At 31.5% G+C, this 21005-nt stretch carries 19 protein-coding genes; 3 read left to right on the top strand and 16 right to left on the bottom strand.

The features are described 5' to 3' along the window. Position 1: 1 nt before the first annotated feature. Together A8B35_RS20535 and A8B35_RS20530 are read left to right on the top strand one after the other, a co-directional pair. Entirely contained in the window at positions 2 to 1174 is a 1173-nt protein-coding gene (locus A8B35_RS20535; protein WP_075603855.1) for a polysaccharide pyruvyl transferase family protein, read from the top strand. A gap of 19 nt (positions 1175 to 1193) precedes the next feature. Next, positions 1194 to 2108 (top strand): glycosyltransferase family 2 protein, encoded by a 915-nt coding sequence (locus A8B35_RS20530; protein WP_075603854.1) that lies wholly within the window; start codon positions 1194 to 1196, stop codon positions 2106 to 2108. Here A8B35_RS20530 and A8B35_RS20525 read toward each other — a convergent pair. The 5 genes from A8B35_RS20525 to dtd form a co-directional block, all read right to left on the bottom strand. Continuing rightward, entirely contained in the window at positions 2100 to 3587 is a 1488-nt protein-coding gene (locus A8B35_RS20525; RefSeq protein ID WP_075603853.1) for an oligosaccharide flippase family protein, read from the bottom strand. The two genes, A8B35_RS20530 and A8B35_RS20525, sit on opposite strands and share 9 nt — an antisense overlap. 257 nt (positions 3588 to 3844) lie before the next feature. After that, positions 3845 to 4735, bottom strand: a complete 891-nt coding sequence (gene deoC, locus A8B35_RS20520) for a deoxyribose-phosphate aldolase (protein ID WP_075603852.1) — start codon at positions 4733 to 4735, stop codon at positions 3845 to 3847. 9 nt (positions 4736 to 4744) lie between these two features. Beyond that, positions 4745 to 5065, bottom strand: coding sequence for a nucleotide pyrophosphohydrolase (locus A8B35_RS20515; RefSeq protein WP_075603851.1), 321 nt, complete (start codon positions 5063 to 5065; stop codon positions 4745 to 4747). 18 nt (positions 5066 to 5083) lie between these two features. Further along, complete coding sequence (locus A8B35_RS20510; RefSeq protein WP_075603850.1) at positions 5084 to 6256, bottom strand: glycosyltransferase; 1173 nt, start codon at positions 6254 to 6256, stop codon at positions 5084 to 5086. 35 nt (positions 6257 to 6291) lie between these two features. Next, entirely contained in the window at positions 6292 to 6744 is a 453-nt protein-coding gene (gene dtd, locus A8B35_RS20505; protein ID WP_075603849.1) for a D-aminoacyl-tRNA deacylase, read from the bottom strand. Positions 6745 to 7022: 278 nt separating this feature from the next. Here dtd and A8B35_RS20500 point away from each other — a divergent pair, with 278 nt between their 5' ends. Then, positions 7023 to 7997, top strand: a complete 975-nt coding sequence (locus tag A8B35_RS20500; RefSeq protein ID WP_075603848.1) for a lipoate--protein ligase — start codon at positions 7023 to 7025, stop codon at positions 7995 to 7997. Here the strand turns inward: A8B35_RS20500 and uvrC are convergent. The 11 genes from uvrC to ruvB form a co-directional block, all read right to left on the bottom strand. Beyond that, positions 7987 to 9804, bottom strand: a complete 1818-nt coding sequence (gene uvrC / locus A8B35_RS20495; RefSeq protein WP_075603847.1) for an excinuclease ABC subunit UvrC — start codon at positions 9802 to 9804, stop codon at positions 7987 to 7989. The genes A8B35_RS20500 and uvrC overlap by 11 nt on opposite strands. Then, the gene (gene ade, locus A8B35_RS20490; RefSeq protein WP_075603846.1) at positions 9804 to 11426 is read right to left on the bottom strand and encodes an adenine deaminase; all 1623 of its coding nucleotides are present in this window, start codon (positions 11424 to 11426) and stop codon (positions 9804 to 9806) included. The genes uvrC and ade overlap by 1 nt, the downstream gene beginning before the upstream one ends. Positions 11427 to 11448: 22 nt before the next feature. Next, a complete protein-coding gene (gene mnmG / locus A8B35_RS20485; protein WP_075603845.1) occupies positions 11449 to 13326 on the bottom strand; it encodes a tRNA uridine-5-carboxymethylaminomethyl(34) synthesis enzyme MnmG in 1878 nt (625 codons plus the stop codon). A 66-nt stretch (positions 13327 to 13392) separates the two neighbouring features. Beyond that, a complete protein-coding gene (gene ybeY / locus A8B35_RS20480) occupies positions 13393 to 13815 on the bottom strand; it encodes an rRNA maturation RNase YbeY (protein WP_075603844.1) in 423 nt (140 codons plus the stop codon). After that, a complete protein-coding gene (locus A8B35_RS20475) occupies positions 13808 to 14209 on the bottom strand; it encodes an ATP-binding protein (RefSeq protein ID WP_075603843.1) in 402 nt (133 codons plus the stop codon). Before A8B35_RS20475 ends, ybeY begins: the two co-directional genes overlap by 8 nt. A 97-nt stretch (positions 14210 to 14306) precedes the next feature. Continuing rightward, positions 14307 to 15476, bottom strand: coding sequence for a murein hydrolase activator EnvC family protein (locus A8B35_RS20470; RefSeq protein WP_075603842.1), 1170 nt, complete (start codon positions 15474 to 15476; stop codon positions 14307 to 14309). After that, entirely contained in the window at positions 15457 to 16296 is an 840-nt protein-coding gene (locus A8B35_RS20465) for a DUF4292 domain-containing protein (RefSeq protein WP_075603841.1), read from the bottom strand. The genes A8B35_RS20470 and A8B35_RS20465 overlap by 20 nt, the downstream gene beginning before the upstream one ends. Continuing rightward, positions 16274 to 18022: a tetratricopeptide repeat protein gene (locus tag A8B35_RS20460; protein WP_075603840.1), complete on the bottom strand. Its 1749-nt coding sequence runs from the start codon at positions 18020 to 18022 to the stop codon at positions 16274 to 16276. The genes A8B35_RS20465 and A8B35_RS20460 overlap by 23 nt, the downstream gene beginning before the upstream one ends. 7 nt (positions 18023 to 18029) lie before the next feature. Continuing rightward, positions 18030 to 18470: a dUTP diphosphatase gene (gene dut / locus A8B35_RS20455; RefSeq protein ID WP_075603839.1), complete on the bottom strand. Its 441-nt coding sequence runs from the start codon at positions 18468 to 18470 to the stop codon at positions 18030 to 18032. Further along, a complete protein-coding gene (locus tag A8B35_RS20450) occupies positions 18470 to 19960 on the bottom strand; it encodes a lipopolysaccharide biosynthesis protein (RefSeq protein WP_075603838.1) in 1491 nt (496 codons plus the stop codon). Before A8B35_RS20450 ends, dut begins: the two co-directional genes overlap by 1 nt. A gap of 9 nt (positions 19961 to 19969) precedes the next feature. Beyond that, positions 19970 to 20995: a Holliday junction branch migration DNA helicase RuvB gene (gene ruvB / locus A8B35_RS20445; protein ID WP_075603837.1), complete on the bottom strand. Its 1026-nt coding sequence runs from the start codon at positions 20993 to 20995 to the stop codon at positions 19970 to 19972. Positions 20996 to 21005 lie beyond the last annotated feature (10 nt).

Below are 21005 nucleotides of genomic sequence, written 5' to 3'. Positions count from 1 at the left end.
AATGAATAAGATTTTAATTACAGGAGGTAATTTTATAAATAAAGGCGCACAATCAATGCTTTTCTGTGTGGTTGATTCTTTGAAAAAGGAATATCCAAATTCAGATATCGTAATGATCGATCTATTCCCTTCTCTTACCTCTAACGACAAAAATAAATATGCATTTGAAATTGTGAACATGCATATTAGAACTGTGCTTAGATTAGGGTTTCCAATTGTAAAATTACTTGTTAAGCCTAAGCCTATTAGTAATCCTGAAAAAGAAATAATGGAGCACTTTAAAACCGCTGATCTTGTATTTGATATTAGTGGCTATGGTGTAAGCTCTCATAATCAACACCCTTTGTGGACCTATGCTACCCTATTTCCTGTAAAGGTCGCGAAAAAATTCAATGTGCCATTTGTCTTTTTGCCGCAGTCCATTGGACCATTTAATTTTAAAGGCTGGAAAAAGTTAATACTATTCCCCTTTATTAAAAAGTACCTCAGTTATCCTGAAAAAATCTTTATACGTGAACCTAAGTGCAGAGTAGAACTTAGTAAGATTAGAACAGAGGGTGTTATTGATTCATTCGATATTGTTTTACAATCAGAGAAAGTTGATATAAATAATATACACAAAGCACACTCGAATACTGCACATTACGAAGTTAAGGAAGACTCAATAATAATTATACCTAATAAACAACTAACCAAATTAAGACCTCAAAATGAGGTTATCAGCCTATTTTCAGAATTATGTAATCATTTATCAGAAAAAGGCCATAATATTTCAATCATCCGCCATTCGGCAGATGACGAGCAAATTTGTAACGCAATTTTTGAAGAAACTAAAAAAACCAATATTCAATTAATTAATGAAGATCTCGATCCATACGAAATTCAACAATTACTTGCACAAAGTTCAATAGTAATTGCTTCAAGATATCATGGATTAATACACTCTTTAAAACTAGGTAAACCATGTTTAGTTATTGGGTGGGCACATAAATATGAGCATGTTATGAAATCCTTTAATTTAATGGATTACTATTTTAGTGTTACCGATAGTACTACTAAAGGCATTATTGAATCAACTGATAAATTGTTAAATAATAAGACATCCCTTAATAAATCGATTAAAAAGTATCTTGAAGAAATAAAAGGAGTAAACTTATATAAAGACATTAAGTAATATTCACAAGTATAACTATATGAATAATTTTGCACCAATAGCACTTTTTACATACAATAGACTCGATCACACAAAAAAAACGATTGAGGCATTGGCAAAGAATAAAAATGCGCTAAAAAGCAGTCTTTTTATATTCTCAGATGGAGCAAAGACAGAAAGCGATATTCCTTTAATCGAAAAATTACATAATTATTTAAATACCGTAACCGGCTTTAAGGATGTTAAACTGATTATTTCTGACACAAATAAAGGGCTAGCTCAGTCAATTATAGAAGGGGTTACTTCAATTTTTAAAAATCACAATGAGGTAATTGTTTTAGAGGATGATTTAGTTACAACTCCTGGCTTTATCACCTTTATGAATAATGCCTTACAGTTCTACAACCCAAACAAAATTTGGTCTATTGCAGGCTATACACCTCCAATAAAATTGGAAACTGATTACTCATTTGATAGTTATTTGGCACCACGCAACTGCAGTTGGGGTTGGGCTACTTGGAAAAAAAATTGGCTTAATACAGATTGGGATATAAACGACTTTAAAAGTTTTATTGAATCAAAAGAAAAACAAATACTATTTAACGTAGGAGGAAATGATTTAACAACAATGCTTTTAAAACAGCAGCAGAAAGTGATTAACTCATGGTCGATACGATTTAACTACGGTGGATTTAAAGCTCAAAAGCCAAGCGTTTATCCATCTAAATCATTGGTAAACAATATTGGAATTGATGGATCAGGCACTCACATGAAAAAAACTAGCAGATATAATTCAGAACTTGAAAATGTATCTGAATTAAATTATAATTTTTGCCCTGATAATTTATCTAACCCTATTATTCAGTCACGTTTTAAACGATTTTATGACACTTCTCTACAGAGGAAACTAATTAATTGGTTTAAAATAAAACTAGCCAAATATACCTTAACTTAGGAAAGGTAGTTTCTTACTCCATTTTGCCCAAAACTGTTTTATTCGTAAAAGCTCTTCAGGCAATAAAAACCTACTTACAAGCAATAAACCCATCCATAAAGCCACAATAGATACTTTAATCAGTATTGAAATGATAATTGAATCTACCTGTATCAAATAGCCTAGTGATACGCAAAAAACAAAGGCTATTGTTAATAGTAATAACCTCAGCCACTCAAATTTCATTTTCACATACTTGAGTGTAAAATACAATAAGGTTAAAGCCGACAATAACTGCACTATTCCAGTAGCATATGCCGCTCCTAAAGCTTTCCATTCAGGAATAAGTAAATAATTAAGCAATACATTAATAGCTCCAGCTACAACTGAAACAATACCAATAACTTTCGTCTTCTTAACCTTATTAATAGGCAATAAGAGCATTTGCCGAACTCCTCCAAAAATTAAACCTATTGTAAGCACAGGGATTATAGCACTTGAGCCTCCATACTGTTCATTATTTGCCGTAAGAACTAGTACCAACTCATCGATAAACAAAATAATTAGCAGGCTAAAAAAAGAAATAACCAAATAAAAATAGGTGAATGATCGAGAAAAAAAGGAATCACTATCCGAAGAATCCACAGTTTTAAAATACGAGTGCATATAAGCACTAATAAAACTATTTACGACCAACAAGTTAACTACATTGGATATTTTATGAGATAAGGTAAAGGTTCCGACTTGTTTTAAGTTTGAAAATATATTGATGAAATATTTATCAGTAAAAGCAAAAGCTACATTCACCATATTTCCTAATGCAACAGGGAATCCATAACGAAGCATTTCTATAGTTTTCTTCCATTCTATTTTAAAAAATATATTTCTAAAGATATCAGGAAGTAATAGTAAGGTTTGGATTAGAAATGAAAAAATTGTAGCCCAGAATATCCCATATAAGCCTAAATCAAAAATAGCTAGAAATACAGCTACAAACGCAACAAAACTGAGTAACTGAATAACTTGAAGAACCGAATGTCGTTTCGCCTTATGTTGGATGCGAAGCAGTAGCATTGGGACCTCAGTAAATAATCGAATTAAATTACCAACAACAAATAGTAAGGCAAGTGAAGAGTTTATTGGAGACTTGAAGTAATAATCACTTAGAAGGTTAAATGAAAAATAGATGATAATACTTAATAGTATGCATACGATTGAATTAAACACAAAAGTTGTAAAAAATAAACTCTTACGATCCTGTTCCTCTTTCTGATCCCAATACCACCTTGAAAGTCCCAGTTTAATACCTAGTCCTGAAAATACTTGAAACACTTGAAATATTGCTTCAAAAAGGGCATACAAGCCAAATTCTTCAATAGGTAAATAAAATGAATAAATAGGAAGCAGGATAATTCCTGAGAACTTTCCAGCAAAATTCCCTAAGCTGTAAAAAAAACTTTGAATTACGGTAAGCTTAAACTGTTTAAAGGTATTACTCATTTACTTTAATTAGAAACAAACACCAAATTACGCACTGATAGCGCAATTACGGCTAATATTTACTTCAAACTTATAAAAAATATAATAGAGTATGGTTAAACCTGCTCAACTCACTATAACAATACTATCAATCATAACAAGAAGGGCTTGTTTTATTGCTTATGACGGAATTCAAAAATATAATACTGGAGAAAGTATTGAGCACAAAAAAACCAGCATCAATCGGATACTGGTTTTAATTTAAAGTTTTATAGAAATTAAAAGAACTTCACTGTTTCTTTAGCCTCTCCATTTAATTTTAAAATATCATTTAGCAATTCATTTGCTAGTCTGCTTGCTCCAATACGGAACCAAGTATTATTTAACCACATTGTACCTAGTACTTCTTTAACAATTGAATAATATGCAACAGCATTACTCGTTGTTGAGATGCCTCCAGCCGGCTTTAAACCTACTACTCTACCCGACTGCGCTGTATATTCTTTAATTGCCTTACTCATTACGTAAGCCGCTTCGTGAGTTGCTGCTGGGTCAACTTTACCTGTACTAGTTTTTATAAAATCGGCACCGGCTTCCATTGCAAGCATCGAAGCTTTCCAAATTAATTCAGGATCATTTAATAAACCTGTTTCCAAAATAACTTTTAAATGAACATCGCCACATGCTTCTTTTAGCTTCACTAACTCATCAAAAACGTGCTTATAATTACCTTCGAAGAATTCTCCTATAGAAATTACCACATCTATTTCGTTAGCGCCTCCATCAATTGCTAATGAAGTCTCAGTAACCTTAATTGATTGTAAGGCCTGTGAGTTAGGAAAACCGGCAGATACAACTGCCCTATTAACTCCTTCTACTTTTAAAACTGTTTTTACAGTATCCGCATAATTAGGAAATACACAAATAGCTGCAACATTTGGCATTTCTGCATATTCCTTAGAAAACTGATTTACTTTCTCAACAAAGGCAGTTACTGATTTAACTGAATCTGTAGGACTTAATGTTGTTAAATCAATGCAGCTAAAAATAGTTTTTAAAGCATCTACATCCTTATTCAGGTCTATATTTGATGATATAATATTTTCAATTTCAGCTTTAATCAATTCATCGTTTAATTGATAAGGGTATTTTTCAAATATTTCTTCCATCTTATTCTATTATAATTTTTCGTTATTCTTATGTCTATCCTTATCTCTTAAGGTTTTCTTCTTTATATTATCCTCTAAAGCTTTTGTTAAATCAACACCAGTTTGATTAGCCAAGCAAAGTAACACCCACAAAACATCTGCCATTTCATCAGCAAGGTTTAATTCTTCACCTTTTTTAATACTTTGCTCACCATACTGTCGAGAAATAACTCGGGCCAATTCACCGACTTCTTCGGTTAAAATAGCCATATTAGTTAACTCGTTAAAGTATCTTACACCAATAGTATTAATCCAATTATCTACTTGTTTTTGAGCTTCTTCTATTGTCATATTAAATACTTAAGTTAATTATTTTAAAGCATATACTTGCCCCTTATCAAAAGAACTTTCACTCATTATAAGGTTGGAATAATCATGGGTTAAAAAACCAAATTTATATTTACCACAATTATCCTGCATAAAAGAAATAACCGACTCTTGATTAATAAAGTTCAAATCAAATATAATGAGTTGTTCAGAATCGATTTTGAGCGAAGTACTGATATTTATATTTCTAGACATTGGCAAGTTACTTAGATACTTTTTTACAGAATGATTATTTGAAATAAGTCTTATATCGAATTCTGTTCCATTAATAGTTTTATTTCTACTAAAAAGATCTAAATATTTCGATCGAAACATCTGAAAATAGGATAAACCTTTAATCCCTAAATAAACAGTAGCATTGGTAACAATATTCTTTTGAGGTTTAATATGAAGTTTGTAAAATATCCACATAGAGTGGAAAAAATGATAAATAATATGTGTAGATGCCTCAGTACTTTTCCCTTTAAAATGAATTATTGATTCATCACCTATGTATATATTTTCTCCAAAGTTCTGCTGTAATCTGTAGGACAAGTCAACATCCTCTCCATACATAAAAAAAGAAGTATCAAATAATAAGAAGTCCCCACTTTTTAATCGTGGTAGAGTCATAAAGGCTCCCGCAAGTATATCGGTTTTATGAATATCAAACTCATCTATATGCCCCGCATAATACCTAGTAAAATTAGTGTTATTTGGAAAGAACTTAGCCAAACCACTGAACTTACAGAAAGAGGTGAAAATATCGGGGAATCCACGTTTTGATTCACGTAAAAAGGAACCTGTCCCATTAATCATTCTAAGGCCAATTCCTCCAATCGTACTATTATTTCTATAATATTGGATGACACGATTTAAAGCACTTTCTGTAATTATAGTGTCAGGATTCAAGAGAAGTGCCAAATCTGATTTACAATAGCGTAATCCAAGGTTATTTGCACCTCCAAACCCTAAATTCACATTATTACCTATCACATGTACAAAAGGAAAATTGGTTGTTACCAAAGAGACCAACTCAGGATTGTTAGAATTATCAATGAAAATAACCTCTGCTTTTAAATTTTCAATTGATTTTTTAACTGCAAACAAGGTTAACTTTAAGAATGCTGCAGCATTATATCCAACTATAATTATACTTATCTCGGGTTTATTCATTGAAATCGTAACGAAAAAAATACGCTTTTATTGAGTTACTCTCTATTTTTACTATCAATAATAATAGTTACAGGTCCATCATTATTTAAATTAACGTCCATATCTGCTCCGAATTCTCCGGTATATACTTGCTTACCTATTAAAGTACTCAAATGATTAACGAATTGTTCATATAATGGAATGGATATTTCGGGAGAAGCGGCGTTAATATATGACGGCCTATTTCCCTTTTTAGTTTTTGCCATTAAGGTGAATTGACTAACAACAATAATATCACCTTCGGTCTCTAAAATCGATTTATTCATAATTCCATCTTCATCGTCAAAAATTCGAATATTCGAAACTTTGTTGGCGAGCCAATTAATATCTTCATTCGAATCGTCATTGCCAATTCCCAGTAGAATCAATAAACCATCAGAAATCGATGATTTAACAATTTTATTAATTGTTACCGAGGCTTTACTTACACGCTGAATAATTAATCTCATTTCAATTTTTAATCTTTAATCCATTTTTGGTAAAACTATTCAAATAGATTAAAAGTTTACCCCGAATAAACAAATTAGTTACATTTATACTTATATTCTCAAAAGAATGCTTTTTAGAATCTATTTTATGAAAATAAATGTTCATTAATATTACAAAAAAATAATAAATATAATCAACTAAACAACAGTAACTTAAATCAACTTATCAATCTTAATTATTTAGATTTAAGGGCTTTAGAATTCAATATTTATTTTAACACGTACAATTAGCTTACAATATGAAAATCATACTCAGTAAAACTGACGATCCTTATTATAATATTGCCACCGAAGAGTACCTTTTGAAAAATTGTTCTGAAGATATATTCTTCCTATATATTAATTCAAAAAGTATAGTTGTGGGAAAACATCAAAATACACTTTCTGAAATTAATTATAATTATGTAATTCAAAATAATATTCCAGTTGTAAGGAGACTATCTGGTGGAGGTACAGTTTTTCATGATAAGGGCAATATTAATTTCTGCTTTATTACAACCGGAGCAAAACGCGAATTGATTAATTTTAAAAAACACACCCAACCTATGGTTGACTTTTTAAAGTCGATAAATATAAATGCTCATCTTGGAGGGCGAAATGATATATTAATTGAAGGGTCGAAAATAAGCGGTAATGCGTGTCATGTTTTTAAAAGTAGAGTTATGCATCACGGTACACTACTCTTCGAAAGTGAACTTTCTGCACTTACAAATAGCTTAAAAAATGATCCTCTTAAATTCAAAGATAAAGCAGTAAAATCGGTTAGAAGTAAAGTTACCAACATAAAAAGTCATCTGAAGGATGAATTAACGGTTGATGAGTTCGTAAAAGGATTGGCTAAATTCATTAGTGAAAATTACAGTGCAGAATATAAAACATTAAATAATGAAGAGGGTGATATCATCAATACCCTGTCAAACGATAAGTACAATACTTGGGATTGGAACTTTGCTTATGGTCCAAAATTCGAACTTAAAAAACGTATTAAAGGTAATAACGGAAAACGATTTGAAATTAGCATGAAAGTGAATAAAGGAATAATTACAGATGCTAAACTTAAAGGTAACTCTAAGGATCAGAAAATGATTGAAGCTATTGAAACTACACTTCAAAATACTAAACACCATCCAGAACTTCTATACAAGGCGTTAAACAACTTAAATGATGAGAGTAAAGACTTATCATCAGAACAAATTATTGAGGCTATTTTTTAGTCTTAAAATAGTTATAAACAAGTGTTGCTTTTGATAAACCTATCACAAGTTTTATACTATCTAAATCCTGCTTCTTTAGCTGATCTACCGATTTAAAAGTAGATAACAGCTTCTCTTTTGTCTTATCCCCAATTCCTTTTATCTCATCTAATTCCGACGATACAAAATTCTTAGAACGCTGATTACGATGAAAAGTTATTCCAAATCTGTGCGCTTCGTTTCGAGCGTGCTGAATAACTTTTAATGACTCTGAATTTTTATCAAGATATAAAGGAATAGGGTCACCTGGAAAAAATATTTCTTCTAGTCGTTTTGCTATTCCTATAACAGAAACCTGATCTGTCACACCTATTTCTCTTAACGATTTCATGGCAGCTCCCAATTGCCCTTTTCCTCCATCAATAATTATTAGCTGCGGTAAAGATTCGTTTTCTGCAAGTAATCGTGAATAACGTCGTTTTAATATCTCCTCCATCGATGCAAAATCATCAGGACCTACAACTGTTTTAATATTAAAATGACGGTAATCTTTCTTACTAGGTTTACCATTCTTAAAAACAACACAAGCAGCAACAGGAAACGCACCTTGAATATTTGAATTATCAAAACATTCAATATGCTTTGGCAAATAAGGCAAACGAAGATCTTTCTGCATTGTGTTCATTAATCGCTCTTCTCGAGTTTCTTTCTTTCGTATAGATTGCTGCTTTAACTTTTCGAGTCTATAATACTTAACATTGCGCTCAGATAATTCTAACAAATTTCGTTTATCACCCTTTTGGGGAATGCTGAACTTAATGTTTTTAAAATCAGTATCGGGCTTTACATTTACAATTACCTCTCGAGATGTACTATGTAATCGCTCCCTAATTTCTGTAATTGCTATTGATAACAACTGCTCTTTGGATTCGTTAAGGCGCTTTTTAAGTTCAATTGTATGTGCTTGAATAATGGCTCCATTTACCACCTTTAAAAAATTAATATAGGCAGATTCTTCATCATGAATGATTGAATAAACATCAATGTTAGTAATATTAGAACTAACAACAGTTGATTTACTTTGATAAGAACTAAGCTGATTAATCTTTTGCTTTATTTCTTCAGCATCTTCAAACTTAAAATCAGCAGCATAAGCCATCATCAATTCCTTCAGATATTTTATAACAGAACCAATATTACCCCTAAGAATATTCTTAATAGCATCAATGTTTTTGCGATATGACTCTTCATCATACTCACCTATACATGGCCCCTTGCAGTTACCTAGATGATACTCCAAACAGACCTTATATTTACCCTCTGCAATTTTATTTGGAGAAAGATTTAGCTTACAATTTCGTAAAGGATAGAGTGATTTGAACAAATCAAGTAATGTCCTAACCATAGTTGTGGAAGTGTAAGGACCAAAATATAAACTACCATCCTTAATTACATTGCGAGTAGAGAATACGCGTGGAAAGTTTTCATTCTTTATAACTATCCAAGGATATGATTTATCATCCTTCAGCAGCACATTATAACGAGGCTGATATTTCTTTATTAAGTTATTTTCGAGTAGTAAGGCATCCTCTTCACTACCTACTACAATATGTTCTATATTGGCAATATTACGAACTAAAATAGCTGTTTTACCATTCTCTGGCCTACGAACAAAGTAAGAGGAAACGCGCTTTTTAAGATTTTTAGCTTTGCCAACATAAATGATTTTACCATCAGAATTAAAGTATTGGTATACTCCCGGGTCTGATGGTAATACAGCTATCTTTTGCTTTAAGAAGTCAATCTTAGGATTGATACTTTTATCCATTAAACAAATAAACTAGTAAACGAGAATCTATTTACATCGAATAAACCTTTATCTCCTATTTTAAGAGATGGGATAACTAATAAGGACATAAATGAAACAGTCATAAAAGGAGCTTTTAAAGGAGATCCTAACTTTTGAACCTTCGTATTTAACTGCTCATACTTTCGAGCTACCTCTACTCCATCGGATGCAGTCATTAAACCAGCCACCTCTAGAGGGAGTATATCTACCCCCGAATCGTCTTTTACAGAAATTCCACCTTTCTCTTCAATAATAGCATTTAATGCTTCAACTATTGATTGATCATCCACTCCAACCGCAATCAAGTTATGACTATCGTGAGCTACACTACAAGCAAAAGCACCTGCTTTAATTCCAATATTTTTAATGAATCCAACAATTGGTTTTTCAGACTTATAACGATTAACAACAACAATCTTTAATATGTCATCTCCCACTAAAGGTTGCAAATATTCATCTTCAGAATTGGTTTCCCACAAATACTCATCAGTTAACAAATCACCATCTACTGGAACAATAACCCTAACCTTCTTCCCTATTTGGTTTTCAATTTTTATATCACATTCTGAAAGCGAACTAATATTAAAATTATTAATAGGTGTAGATTTTTCAACCTCAAACTTTAAAGTATTATTATAAACACACGTTCCGTTTATATATGTTTCTAGAATATTAAAATCAGTCAAGTTATCTATAATAATAAAATCTGCGGCATCCCCCTTCCTTAACAAACCAACAGGTAAATTATAATGTTGAATTGGTTTTAATGTTGCGGCTCTTAATAGCGACATAATATCATAACCTTGTGCAATACCCTTCTTTATAATTTTATCTATATGACCTTTATTTATAATCTCATCAGGATGACTATCATCAGTACAAAGCATTACTTCATCAGGATGAGTTCGAAATAAATCAGCTAAAATATCGAAGTTTTTTGCAGCACTACCCTCTCTTATTTGAACGGTAATACCTCTATTTATTTTTTCAATAGCTTCTTCTGTTGATACACATTCGTGATCAGAACTGATGCCTGCTTGCGCGTATTTACGCAAACCTTCCCCAACTATTCCTGGTGCATGACCATCAATTTTCTTCCCACTTCTATGGGCAGCTTTAATTTTACTAAGTACTTCTTCGTCTTGATTTATTACCCCTGGAAAATTCATCATTTCTGACAGAAACCAAATATCATCCCTTTCTAATAGCTTCTGTATATCATCACTATTCAAAACGGCCCCACTCGACTCAAAAGGAGTTGCTGGCACACACGATGGGGCACCAAAGAAGCATTTTAAGGGTGTTTGTTCTGCATCCTTAATCATATAATCAACCCCCTCAATACCCAACACATTAGCTATTTCATGAGGGTCGGTAACTACAGCCACCGTTCCACGTGGAACAACCAGTTTAGAAAACTGACTAGGCGTTAACATTGAACTCTCAATATGAACATGAGAATCAACTAGTCCTGGTAAAATATAGTTATCAGAAACCGTATCGCGTTCCTCAACCTTAAAAACTAATCCATCTTTGACTTCTATCCTTCCCTTAAAAATTCGAGAATTAATAACATCAACAATATTACCTTCGTAAATCATAATTTAAGTTCCACGTGGAACATTAACGTCCCATTAATACCAATAATACATTTATATCACTCGGACTAACACCAGATATTCTACTGGCTTGACCAATTGTTTCAGGATTTAATTTAGCGAGTTTTTGTCGTGCTTCAGTAGATAATGAATTAAGTTCGCTATAATTAAACCGACCTTGTATTTTAAGATTTTCTAAACGTGTTAATTTTTCAGCCATCAACTTTTCTCTTGAAATATAGCCCGAGTACTTTATAAGTATTTCTGCAGCATCAAGAATTTCATCATATCTCTCCTTATCAATTGAATCTAGAAATTTATTAAAAGGCTCAATAGTTTTTGCAAGTTCAAAAATAGAAATTTGAGGACGAGTTAAAATATCTTTCAATTTAACTGTTTGTTTTAAAACGGAAGTGTTTTTAGTTTGAAGAAATTCATTTATAAATTTTGGCTTAATACTAAAATCCTCAAGGAACTTGATTACTGAATCGCGTTGTTCAATCTTGGCGTTTAATAATTCAAGACGCGAATCTGTTGCAAGACCAATCTTATGAGATTTAGGAGTTAATCTAAAGTCAGCATCATCTTGACGCAATAATATTCTATATTCCGCACGCGATGTAAACATTCTATAAGGTTCATCAACACCTTTAGTAACTAGGTCGTCAATTAAAACACCAATATAAGCTTCATCCCTACCGAGTGTAAACTTCTCTAAATTATTAATTTTCTGATGGGCATTTATACCGGCCATTAAACCTTGAGAAGCGGCTTCTTCATATCCAGTAGTTCCATTAATTTGGCCAGCAAAATACATATTATCAACCAATTTGGTTTGTAAGGTATGATAAAGCTGTGTTGGAGGAAAATAATCATATTCTATAGCATAGCCAGGTCTAAAAATAGATGCATTCTCTAATCCAGGAATATCTTTTAATGCTTGTATCTGAGTTTGCCAAGGTAATGAACTACTAAAACCATTTAAATAATATTCAATTGTGGTCTCCCCCTCTGGTTCCAAATGTAATTGATGTTTATCTTTTTCAGCAAAGGTTACAATTTTTGTTTCTATACTAGGGCAATATCTCGGACCTATGCTTTCGATAGTACCATCATACATAGGAGAACTATCAAGATCACTACGTAAAGTATCATGTACATTAGAATTAGTATAGGTTAACCAACAACTTTTTTGTTGAAGCGGGCTAACTTCATTTGGTAAATAGGAGAATTTATAGAATGTTTCTTCGCCTGGTTGCTCAATACATTTAGAGTAATCAATAGTTCTGCCATCTATACGAACGGGTGTTCCTGTTTTCATGCGTCCGGTAGTAAAACCAAAATCAGCAAGCTTTTTAGAAAGTCCGTAAGAACTTGGCTCACTAATACGACCGCCTTCCATCTGAACTTTACCTATATGCATTAATCCATCAAGGAAAGTTCCATTCGTAAGAATTAGAGATTTACAAGAGAACTCTACTCCCATTTTCGTAAGAACAGAGCTTACTTTATTATCATTAAAATTAATATCTACAACAGTATCTTGCCAAAAGTATAAATTATCAGTTTGTTCTAGTATACTTCTCCAATTAGAAGAAAAAACCATCCTATCACACTGAGCCCTAGGACTCCACATTGCTGGTCCTTTACTTCTATTGAGCATTTTAAACTGAATAGAAGACCTATCGGTAACAATACCAGTATAGCCACCTAGAGCATCAATTTCACGAACAATTTGACCCTTTGCAATACCGCCAATAGCGGGATTACAGCTCATTTGAGCAATTTTATTTAGATCCATCGTAATTAATAAAGTACGCGAACCTAATTTAGCAGCAGCAGCTGCTGCTTCACATCCAGCATGCCCCCCACCAACTACAATTATATCATAATTAAAATCCATAGCAAAAAAATAATTTGCAAAGATACAAGTATTCAGTTTCTTACATCCTATTATGGAACAGAAAATTTAGGAAATTGTTTTTAATAATTCTAAGGACAAGTTCTCTTGTTTAGTCATTTCCAGTTGATCTTCATCAGATTGATCATCATAACCAATTAAGTGAAGAATACCATGGATAATTACTCTATTGAGCTCTTTAGTAAAAGAAGTATTAAATAGTTGAGAGTTACTTTTAACAGTATCTAAACTAATAAAAAGATCGCCTGATATGATTGAGCCTTCATTATAGTTGAACGTTATAATGTCAGTGTAATAATCGTGATCAAGATAATCTTTATTAACTTGAAGAATATACTTATCAGAGCAAAATATATAAGAAATATCCCCTATTGATTTATCATTAGTATCAATAACTTTTGATATCCAACTACTTAAAACACTATTAGAAAGTGTAATTTCATCAATATCTTCAAAATAGAAATTAATCATGTAGATTAAAAGTAAGCTTAACTAAACGACCTTCATTTTCAAAATCTAGCTCATCACTAAGATGTTTCATTAAAAAAATTCCACGTCCGTGAGACTTTTCAATATTTTCTGGTAAAGTTGGATCGGGAATAGTAGTAAAATCGAAACCAGAGCCAGAATCTTCTATTGAAAAAATAAGTTTAGTTTCAGTTAATTGATAGGATACAGATACTAATAAATCATGGTTCAATTTATTACCATGTACTATAGCATTATTAACCCCTTCCACTACGGCTAAAGATAATTTACCATAAACATCAGCATGTAAATCGAATTTAACAGAAATATCATCGATAAGTTTTTCGACAGTATTAATGTTTTGTATGTCGGAATTGATAACAATTTTTTCCACCATAATTTATCTTAATTACAAAATCTGTTCAAATTTAATAATTATACTAAAAATTAAACAAATGGTTACTTTATATTGATAAAATAACATTCAAGTAACATTAGTTAATACTTTTTCCCAACCAAATGAGAGGATTAATTTTTTTACTTCCCTCCCAAACCTCAAAATGCAAAATAGCATTATTATCTGTACTAGAAGTAAAAATTCTTCCAATTTTTTGATTTTTAGCTAATATTTGCCCGTTTTTAACGCTTACGTCCTTGAGGTTTGCATAAACTGTTAAATATTTACCATGACGAACAATAACAGCCTTATTGTAGCCAGGAATGGCAATTACACGGCTAACCTTACCATCAAATATAGATTTAACATCATTATCCTTGGTCGTAGTGATATCTATACCATTATTCTTCACTTTTACGCCCTTTAAACTCGGATGATTATGTTCACCAAAATAACTAGTTACTATTCCATTACTAACAGGCCATGGCAATTTTCCTTTAAATTTATAAAAATCACTAGGGTCAAATGTTGCGGATTTATTTGCTTCACGTGAAATTAATTTCTCAATTTCTTTTTGTAGGCTTTTACTTTTTTTAGTGTTATTCTTAATATTTTGTTTCAACCATCTTTCATCAGTATTTAATTTAGCTATCATAAGCTTTTTTGATGATATAGATTTTTCGATATTACGTGATTGATTAAATAAACTATCGTAAACAGATTGTTTCGAATTAAGAATATTTTCTTGTACTTGTAAAATACTATCGTGCTTTATAATGCTCTCGTTCAAAACTATTCCTTGCTTTTTGCGATAACTACTATATTGACGCAATAATTGAAACCTACGATACGCTTCAGAAAAGGAAGAACTGCTAAATAATAGCATAAACTCATTATAATTAGAAGTACTAAATTTATTAGCTTCGATAATCAAATTAGAATAATTCTTTTTTAACGATTTAATGTCATCATTTAAATCATTTAATAATAGAAGATTTCTATTTACTTCATCATTTAAAAGACTAATTTCTTCTTTGTAGGATAAAAGTAGCTGATTTTGAATACTCAATTTGGAGTTTAATAACTCTAGTTGATTTAAAGTATTATTCTTAGATTTCTTTTTTGATACAAGTAGTTTATTTGCCCTATTAATTTCAGAAATATATTTTGCATGTTCTGATTTTAATTTCCCAATATCATCAGATTGCGCACTTATATGCACAAAAGAAAAATAAAGTAAAATAAAACTACATATTCGTAACTTCATAACTAGATGGGATTTTAAAATGTAGGCTACCTCCATCATTTACTTCAAGATTATTGGTAGTCAAAGACAATTTGAAATGATTTATTCCATCAATAACATCAACATTGATAAGTTTAGGAAAAACAAGATTGTTAAATTTAGTAAATTCTGAGTAAGTAATTTCTGTTGTTCTATTACTTGAAAAATCTTTAATAAAGTGATTACTTATTCTATATAATTCCGGAAGAATTAGCATATCATGAATTAATAAATCACTATTCTGGCGCTTTACAAGCCGATTAAAACGCCTTTCCTTAATAACACCGAAAGTATATTGATTATTTCGAATTCCATGCTTATAACGCTTTAAAACATCAGATATAGGTTCATCTGATGGAGGATATGTAAACGCCATATTTGCTAGGATGGATTGAAGAATATCGAAATTAATATCAAGATTATATTTATTAGCAAAAAAATCATATTCAGTATGAAATACCTTTTTATTATGCTTATCCAAAATAATAATACTATTAGGTAAGAATTGAGCCCTAACAACCTCAATTCCCATTACAGCCATAATTGAAACAATAATAGCAGAATCCTTTTGTATCACGTAACTACCTTTGAAGCTCTTTTTTGTTTTACCATCGTTAAAGCTAATATTTAGCTTTTTAGAATACAGTTTTTTAAAATCAAGTTGATTTTCAAGGATAGAATTTCTTAATTTGGAGTCTGTTATATTAGAAACCGTACCTTCATTAAGAGTACGTGTGGTCTTACAACTAGTAATGAAAACTAGTATAGTAACTACAAAACTAATTCTCAATATATGATTCACTTTCAATCTTTTTTAATAATGTTTCTGATTTATTCCCCATATCCAATGATTTCTTCCACTGCTCAACTGCACCAAGAATATCCCCATTTTTAAAAAGTATATCACCGTAATGCTCAACAATCACATCACTAGTATCTCCACCATTATCAATAGCACGTTCAATAATATATTTTGCCTCAAAAAAACGGCTTCTTTTAAATAAAACCCAAGCATAAGTATCAAGATAAGTACTATTACCTGGTTCCAATTCAACAGATTTGGCAACCATTTTTTCAGCTTTATCAAGGTCTTTATTTTCTAATGATAAATAATAACTATAGTTATTTAAAACAATAATATTGTGTTCATCAATTAAAAGCGCTTGGTCATAGGCCTTAAAAGCAGACTCAGTATCTTTTAAGCTATAGTATACATCACCAAGACTAGCATATATTTGACCTTTAAGTTTCATATTGGAATCAGCATTCTTTTCTCCTTGAATAAGAATTAATTTTGCTTCTTCCCATTTTTCAAGCTGCATGCAAGAAATACCATGGAAGAAACAAAAAACAGCTTCATCAGGATAAATCAATAATGCTTCTTTAGAATCACTATATAATAAATCAATTTCTTGAAGCTCAATTTCCAAATATAAAAGATCCTGCCAAACAGCAGCATTTTCAGGTTCAATTTCTAAACCCTGTTTATATAGCGATAACGCTTTGTGTTTATCTCCTGACTTTTGCACATAGTTAGCCTTATAATAAAAGCTACGCGCATCATTTGAGTGAACCTCGGTTAATATTTCAAAAAGACTAGTGATTTGAGTCGTATCAGAGTAATTTTTAAACTCATCAGACATTAGGAAAGGTAACATACGTTGAAACTTAACCTCTATATTTAAGTCAGTATCTTTTAATCCGTTTTGAAAATAGGAGAAGAACTTTACTGTATCCTTTCTTTGTAGCTCAATATTAGCAAGTGAAAAGTAGCCTAAACCATTAGTAGAATCAAGCTCTAATATTTTCATGTAAGCAGATTCAGCCTTATCAAGATCTTTAGTATAAAGATAAACATCACCTAAGAAACCATAATAACGTGGTTCATAAGGATTATCTTTAATTAAGGCATTAACTTCTTTATAAGCAGAATTATTCTTACCTAATTCGAGATACAATTTTTCTTTTTCAAGAGAAACCATCTCGTTTAGTCCTAACTGATTTTCTAATAAATCTAGCGACGAAATAGCTTCCTCAAACTGTTTATTGGATGTATAAAGTTGAGACAAAACATACAAGTATTCGATATTATCAGGGTACTTATTACTCAAATTCTGATAAGTAGTGATAGCACTACTAATTTGACCATTCTGCTGATAGATATCACCGAGTAAACGTTGGTAGTATTTATTGCTAGAATCGAGATTAGAAGCTTTAACAAGTAAATCTTGAGCTCCGGTATAATTTTTAACGCCAATTTCTATATTAGCCAACTCGTAATAACATACACTACTATTAGGGTCAATCTTCAGGCATTCAACGTAATACAATTTCGATTTATTTAAATCACCATGTAATTTTAAACGTTGAGCTTCGTAAAAGAAATAATCAAACTTTCTCTTTTCTGAAGAATTAAGAGATGTATGAGTTTTAACCCCCTTATTAGAATCGGAACTACTTGTATTTTTAACACTTCCACATGAAGCAAGGAAAAGTAATACGAAACCTAAATAAATATATTTAACCATAGAAATTTTAATTTTTACCTGTATGTCCAAAACCACCTTCTCCACGTACTGAGTCATTCAGTTCGTCAACTACATCAAATTGTGCATGGACATATTCCTTAATAACCATTTGACAGATACGCTCACTGTTTTTAACAACAAATGCTTCATTGGATAAGTTTACGAGTATTACTTTTATTTCTCCTCTATAATCAGCATCTATTGTTCCAGGGGTGTTTAAAACAGTAATACCAAACTTGGCTGCTAATCCACTTCGAGGCCTAATTTGAGCTTCGTACCCTTCAGGAAGTTCAATAAATAAACCCGTTGGGATGATAACTCTTTCAAGTGGGTTTATAGTAATATCTTCAGTAATGAAAGCCCTTAAATCTACACCTGCAGAGTGCGGCGTAGCATATTCAGGGATGCTATTTGTACTCTTATTGATTATATTAATTTTAACTGCCATTATATTGCTTTCTTTAAATTCTTGAATTCGTTTTTATACACAATCAGTAAAAATACAATTAATAATCCTATACTTAAACTGTATCTAAATATATAGTTTAAAAGTGTATCAAACGTATTTGAGAAAAATGTATTGAAAATATATGTGATAAGGTATAAGCTAATAGTTAATAAACCATACGAACTTATCTTTTTCCAATTATAATAGATAGGATATATTTTATTCGAATAATATATGGATTGCAGCACCATTATAGCATAACCAACTAAACTACTAATTGCTGCACCTATATATCCAAACATGGGAACAAGAACAAAATTTAATAATACTGTAACAATACATCCGACGATACCCATTACGGCGCCGTATTTAGTATTATCAGAAACCTTATACCAGACAGATAAAGTGAAGTAAACGCCGCTAAGTAACTGTGCAAGTAAAACAATAGGAATGATAACGTTTCCTTCTAAATAGTCGCTTGTTAAAAAGAGGTTGATAACATCTAAAAAGTAACAAACTCCAAGAAATATAAAGAAACCAAAAATAGTGAAGTAAGTAAGTATATTATTATAAATCGAATTGTCGTTAGATTCGCGATGATGCTTAAAGAAAAAAGGCTCAAAAGCCATACGGAAAGATTGGGTAAACATGGCCATCAATACACCAATTTTAAAATTTGCACCATAGATCGCCAATTGCTTAATACCTTCATCTCCACCTATTAATTTAGGAAGAAGAATTTTATCTATATTTTGATTTATCATACCTGTAATTCCAACAATTAATATCGGTAAAGAGTATTTATACATCCTAATTAATAGAGTAAAGTCAAACTTGCCAATGGAGCTAATAGCAGTTTTTACTAAAAAAAGAAGAACTACAATTGAAGCCAATAAATTGGATATTAAAACGAAATAAGCTTCTCTACCAGGCGAGTAAACAATATGAACAAACTTGTAAAGGATAGAATCTGCAGAATAATTCTCAACAATTATAGGGCATATCCTTAAAAAGAAAATATTTAGTCCAATAATAACAAGAACATTAATGAGTTTTAAAAGTGCGAATTTTATACTTCTATTGTCAAATCTTAGCTTAGCAAAAATTAACGCACTAACGGCATCGATAGCAACTAGTAAAGCTGCAACTTTAATAAGATCAGTATAGTTACTATTAGCAATATTATCCGAGATTGGATAAAGAAGTAATAGAAATAAAATAGAACTAGAGCAGATACTTATGAAGGCTGTTGTGAATACGGTTTTAAAATCGTCTTTTTTAGCAAATCTAAAAAAAGTAGTTTCGAAACCATAAGTTAAAATCACTAAAAATATGGCGATATAACTATAAATATTCGTTACTAGTCCGTATTGGAATAAATCCATTGTACGGATATAGTAAGGCATTAAAAGCCAGTTTAAAAGACGAACCAAAATAGTCCCACCTCCGTAAATAACAGTTTCGCTAGCTAAAGATTTAAACTTTCCCAAAATGAAGTATTAAAAAAGTGAGAATTGCTCTTGGTTACTATTGTTCCTACCCAAATGATCATATGCAAGTGGAGTTACCATCCTACCACGAGGAGTTCGTTTTATAAATCCTTCTTTAATAAGGAAAGGTTCATAAACTTCTTCGATGGTTCCACTATCTTCGCCAATGGCTGTACCAATAGTAGTTAAACCGACAGGTCCTCCTTGAAACTTATCGATTAGAGTTAACAAAATTTTATGATCCATTTCATCTAAACCATGCTGATCAATATTTAAAGCTTCTAAAGCATATTGAGCAATATTTAAATCAATGGATCCATTTCCTTTTACTTGAGCAAAATCCCTAACCCTACGCAATAAAGCATTTGCAATACGGGGTGTGCCCCTGCTCCTTCGTGAAATTTCTAAACAAGCATCTTTACTAATTTCTGTATTTAGAATATTCGATGATCTATTTATAATACCCGACAAAATACTATTATCGTAATATTCAAGATGTGAGTTAATACCAAACCTTGCTCTAAGCGGACTAGTTAATAAACCACTGCGTGTGGTTGCACCAACTAAGGTAAACGGATTCAGATCAATTTGAATACTTCGAGCTCCTGGACCTTTATCTATAACAATATCAATTCTAAAATCTTCCATTGCGGAATAAAGGTACTCTTCTACAATAGGACTTAAGCGATGAATTTCATCGATAAATAACACATCATTAGGCTCAAGGTTTGTTAATATCCCTGCTAAATCGCCTGGTTTATCAAGAACAGGACCACTGGTAATTTTAAAACCCGCATCCAATTCATTGGCTATAATATTTGAGAGTGTTGTTTTTCCAAGACCTGGAGGTCCATGCAAAAGAACATGATCAAGAGCTTCACCTCTCATGGTTGCCGCTTGAACAAATATTTTTAAATTTTCAACAATTTTAGGTTGACCTTTAAAATCTTCGAAACGAAGAGGACGTAACTTATTTTCTACGTCATGTTCAGCTGATCTATATCCTTCTTCGCGAATATCAAAGTTATCATCCATTAAGAAAATC

Source organism: Saccharicrinis aurantiacus, assembly GCF_001660705.2.
Classification (GTDB): Bacteria; Bacteroidota; Bacteroidia; order Bacteroidales; family Marinilabiliaceae; genus Saccharicrinis; species Saccharicrinis aurantiacus.
This window is presented reverse-complemented; position numbering and strand designations above follow the sequence as displayed.

Excerpts from the sequence above, each read along its gene's own strand:
- A8B35_RS20535 (WP_075603855.1), top strand. The coding sequence starts at position 2 with ATGAATAAGATTTTAATTACAGGAGGTAATTTTATAAATAAAGGCGCA.
- A8B35_RS20530 (WP_075603854.1), top strand. The coding sequence starts at position 1,194 with ATGAATAATTTTGCACCAATAGCACTTTTTACATACAATAGACTCGAT.
- A8B35_RS20525 (WP_075603853.1), bottom strand. The coding sequence starts at position 3,587 with ATGAGTAATACCTTTAAACAGTTTAAGCTTACCGTAATTCAAAGTTTT.
- deoC (WP_075603852.1), bottom strand. The coding sequence starts at position 4,735 with ATGGAAGAAATATTTGAAAAATACCCTTATCAATTAAACGATGAATTG.
- A8B35_RS20515 (WP_075603851.1), bottom strand. The coding sequence starts at position 5,065 with ATGACAATAGAAGAAGCTCAAAAACAAGTAGATAATTGGATTAATACT.
- A8B35_RS20510 (WP_075603850.1), bottom strand. The coding sequence starts at position 6,256 with ATGAATAAACCCGAGATAAGTATAATTATAGTTGGATATAATGCTGCA.
- dtd (WP_075603849.1), bottom strand. The coding sequence starts at position 6,744 with ATGAGATTAATTATTCAGCGTGTAAGTAAAGCCTCGGTAACAATTAAT.
- A8B35_RS20500 (WP_075603848.1), top strand. The coding sequence starts at position 7,023 with ATGAAAATCATACTCAGTAAAACTGACGATCCTTATTATAATATTGCC.
- uvrC (WP_075603847.1), bottom strand. The coding sequence starts at position 9,804 with ATGGATAAAAGTATCAATCCTAAGATTGACTTCTTAAAGCAAAAGATA.
- ade (WP_075603846.1), bottom strand. The coding sequence starts at position 11,426 with ATGATTTACGAAGGTAATATTGTTGATGTTATTAATTCTCGAATTTTT.
- mnmG (WP_075603845.1), bottom strand. The coding sequence starts at position 13,326 with ATGGATTTTAATTATGATATAATTGTAGTTGGTGGGGGGCATGCTGGA.
- ybeY (WP_075603844.1), bottom strand. The coding sequence starts at position 13,815 with ATGATTAATTTCTATTTTGAAGATATTGATGAAATTACACTTTCTAAT.
- A8B35_RS20475 (WP_075603843.1), bottom strand. The coding sequence starts at position 14,209 with ATGGTGGAAAAAATTGTTATCAATTCCGACATACAAAACATTAATACT.
- A8B35_RS20470 (WP_075603842.1), bottom strand. The coding sequence starts at position 15,476 with ATGAAGTTACGAATATGTAGTTTTATTTTACTTTATTTTTCTTTTGTG.
- A8B35_RS20460 (WP_075603840.1), bottom strand. The coding sequence starts at position 18,022 with ATGGTTAAATATATTTATTTAGGTTTCGTATTACTTTTCCTTGCTTCA.
- dut (WP_075603839.1), bottom strand. The coding sequence starts at position 18,470 with ATGGCAGTTAAAATTAATATAATCAATAAGAGTACAAATAGCATCCCT.
- ruvB (WP_075603837.1), bottom strand. The coding sequence starts at position 20,995 with ATGGATGATAACTTTGATATTCGCGAAGAAGGATATAGATCAGCTGAA.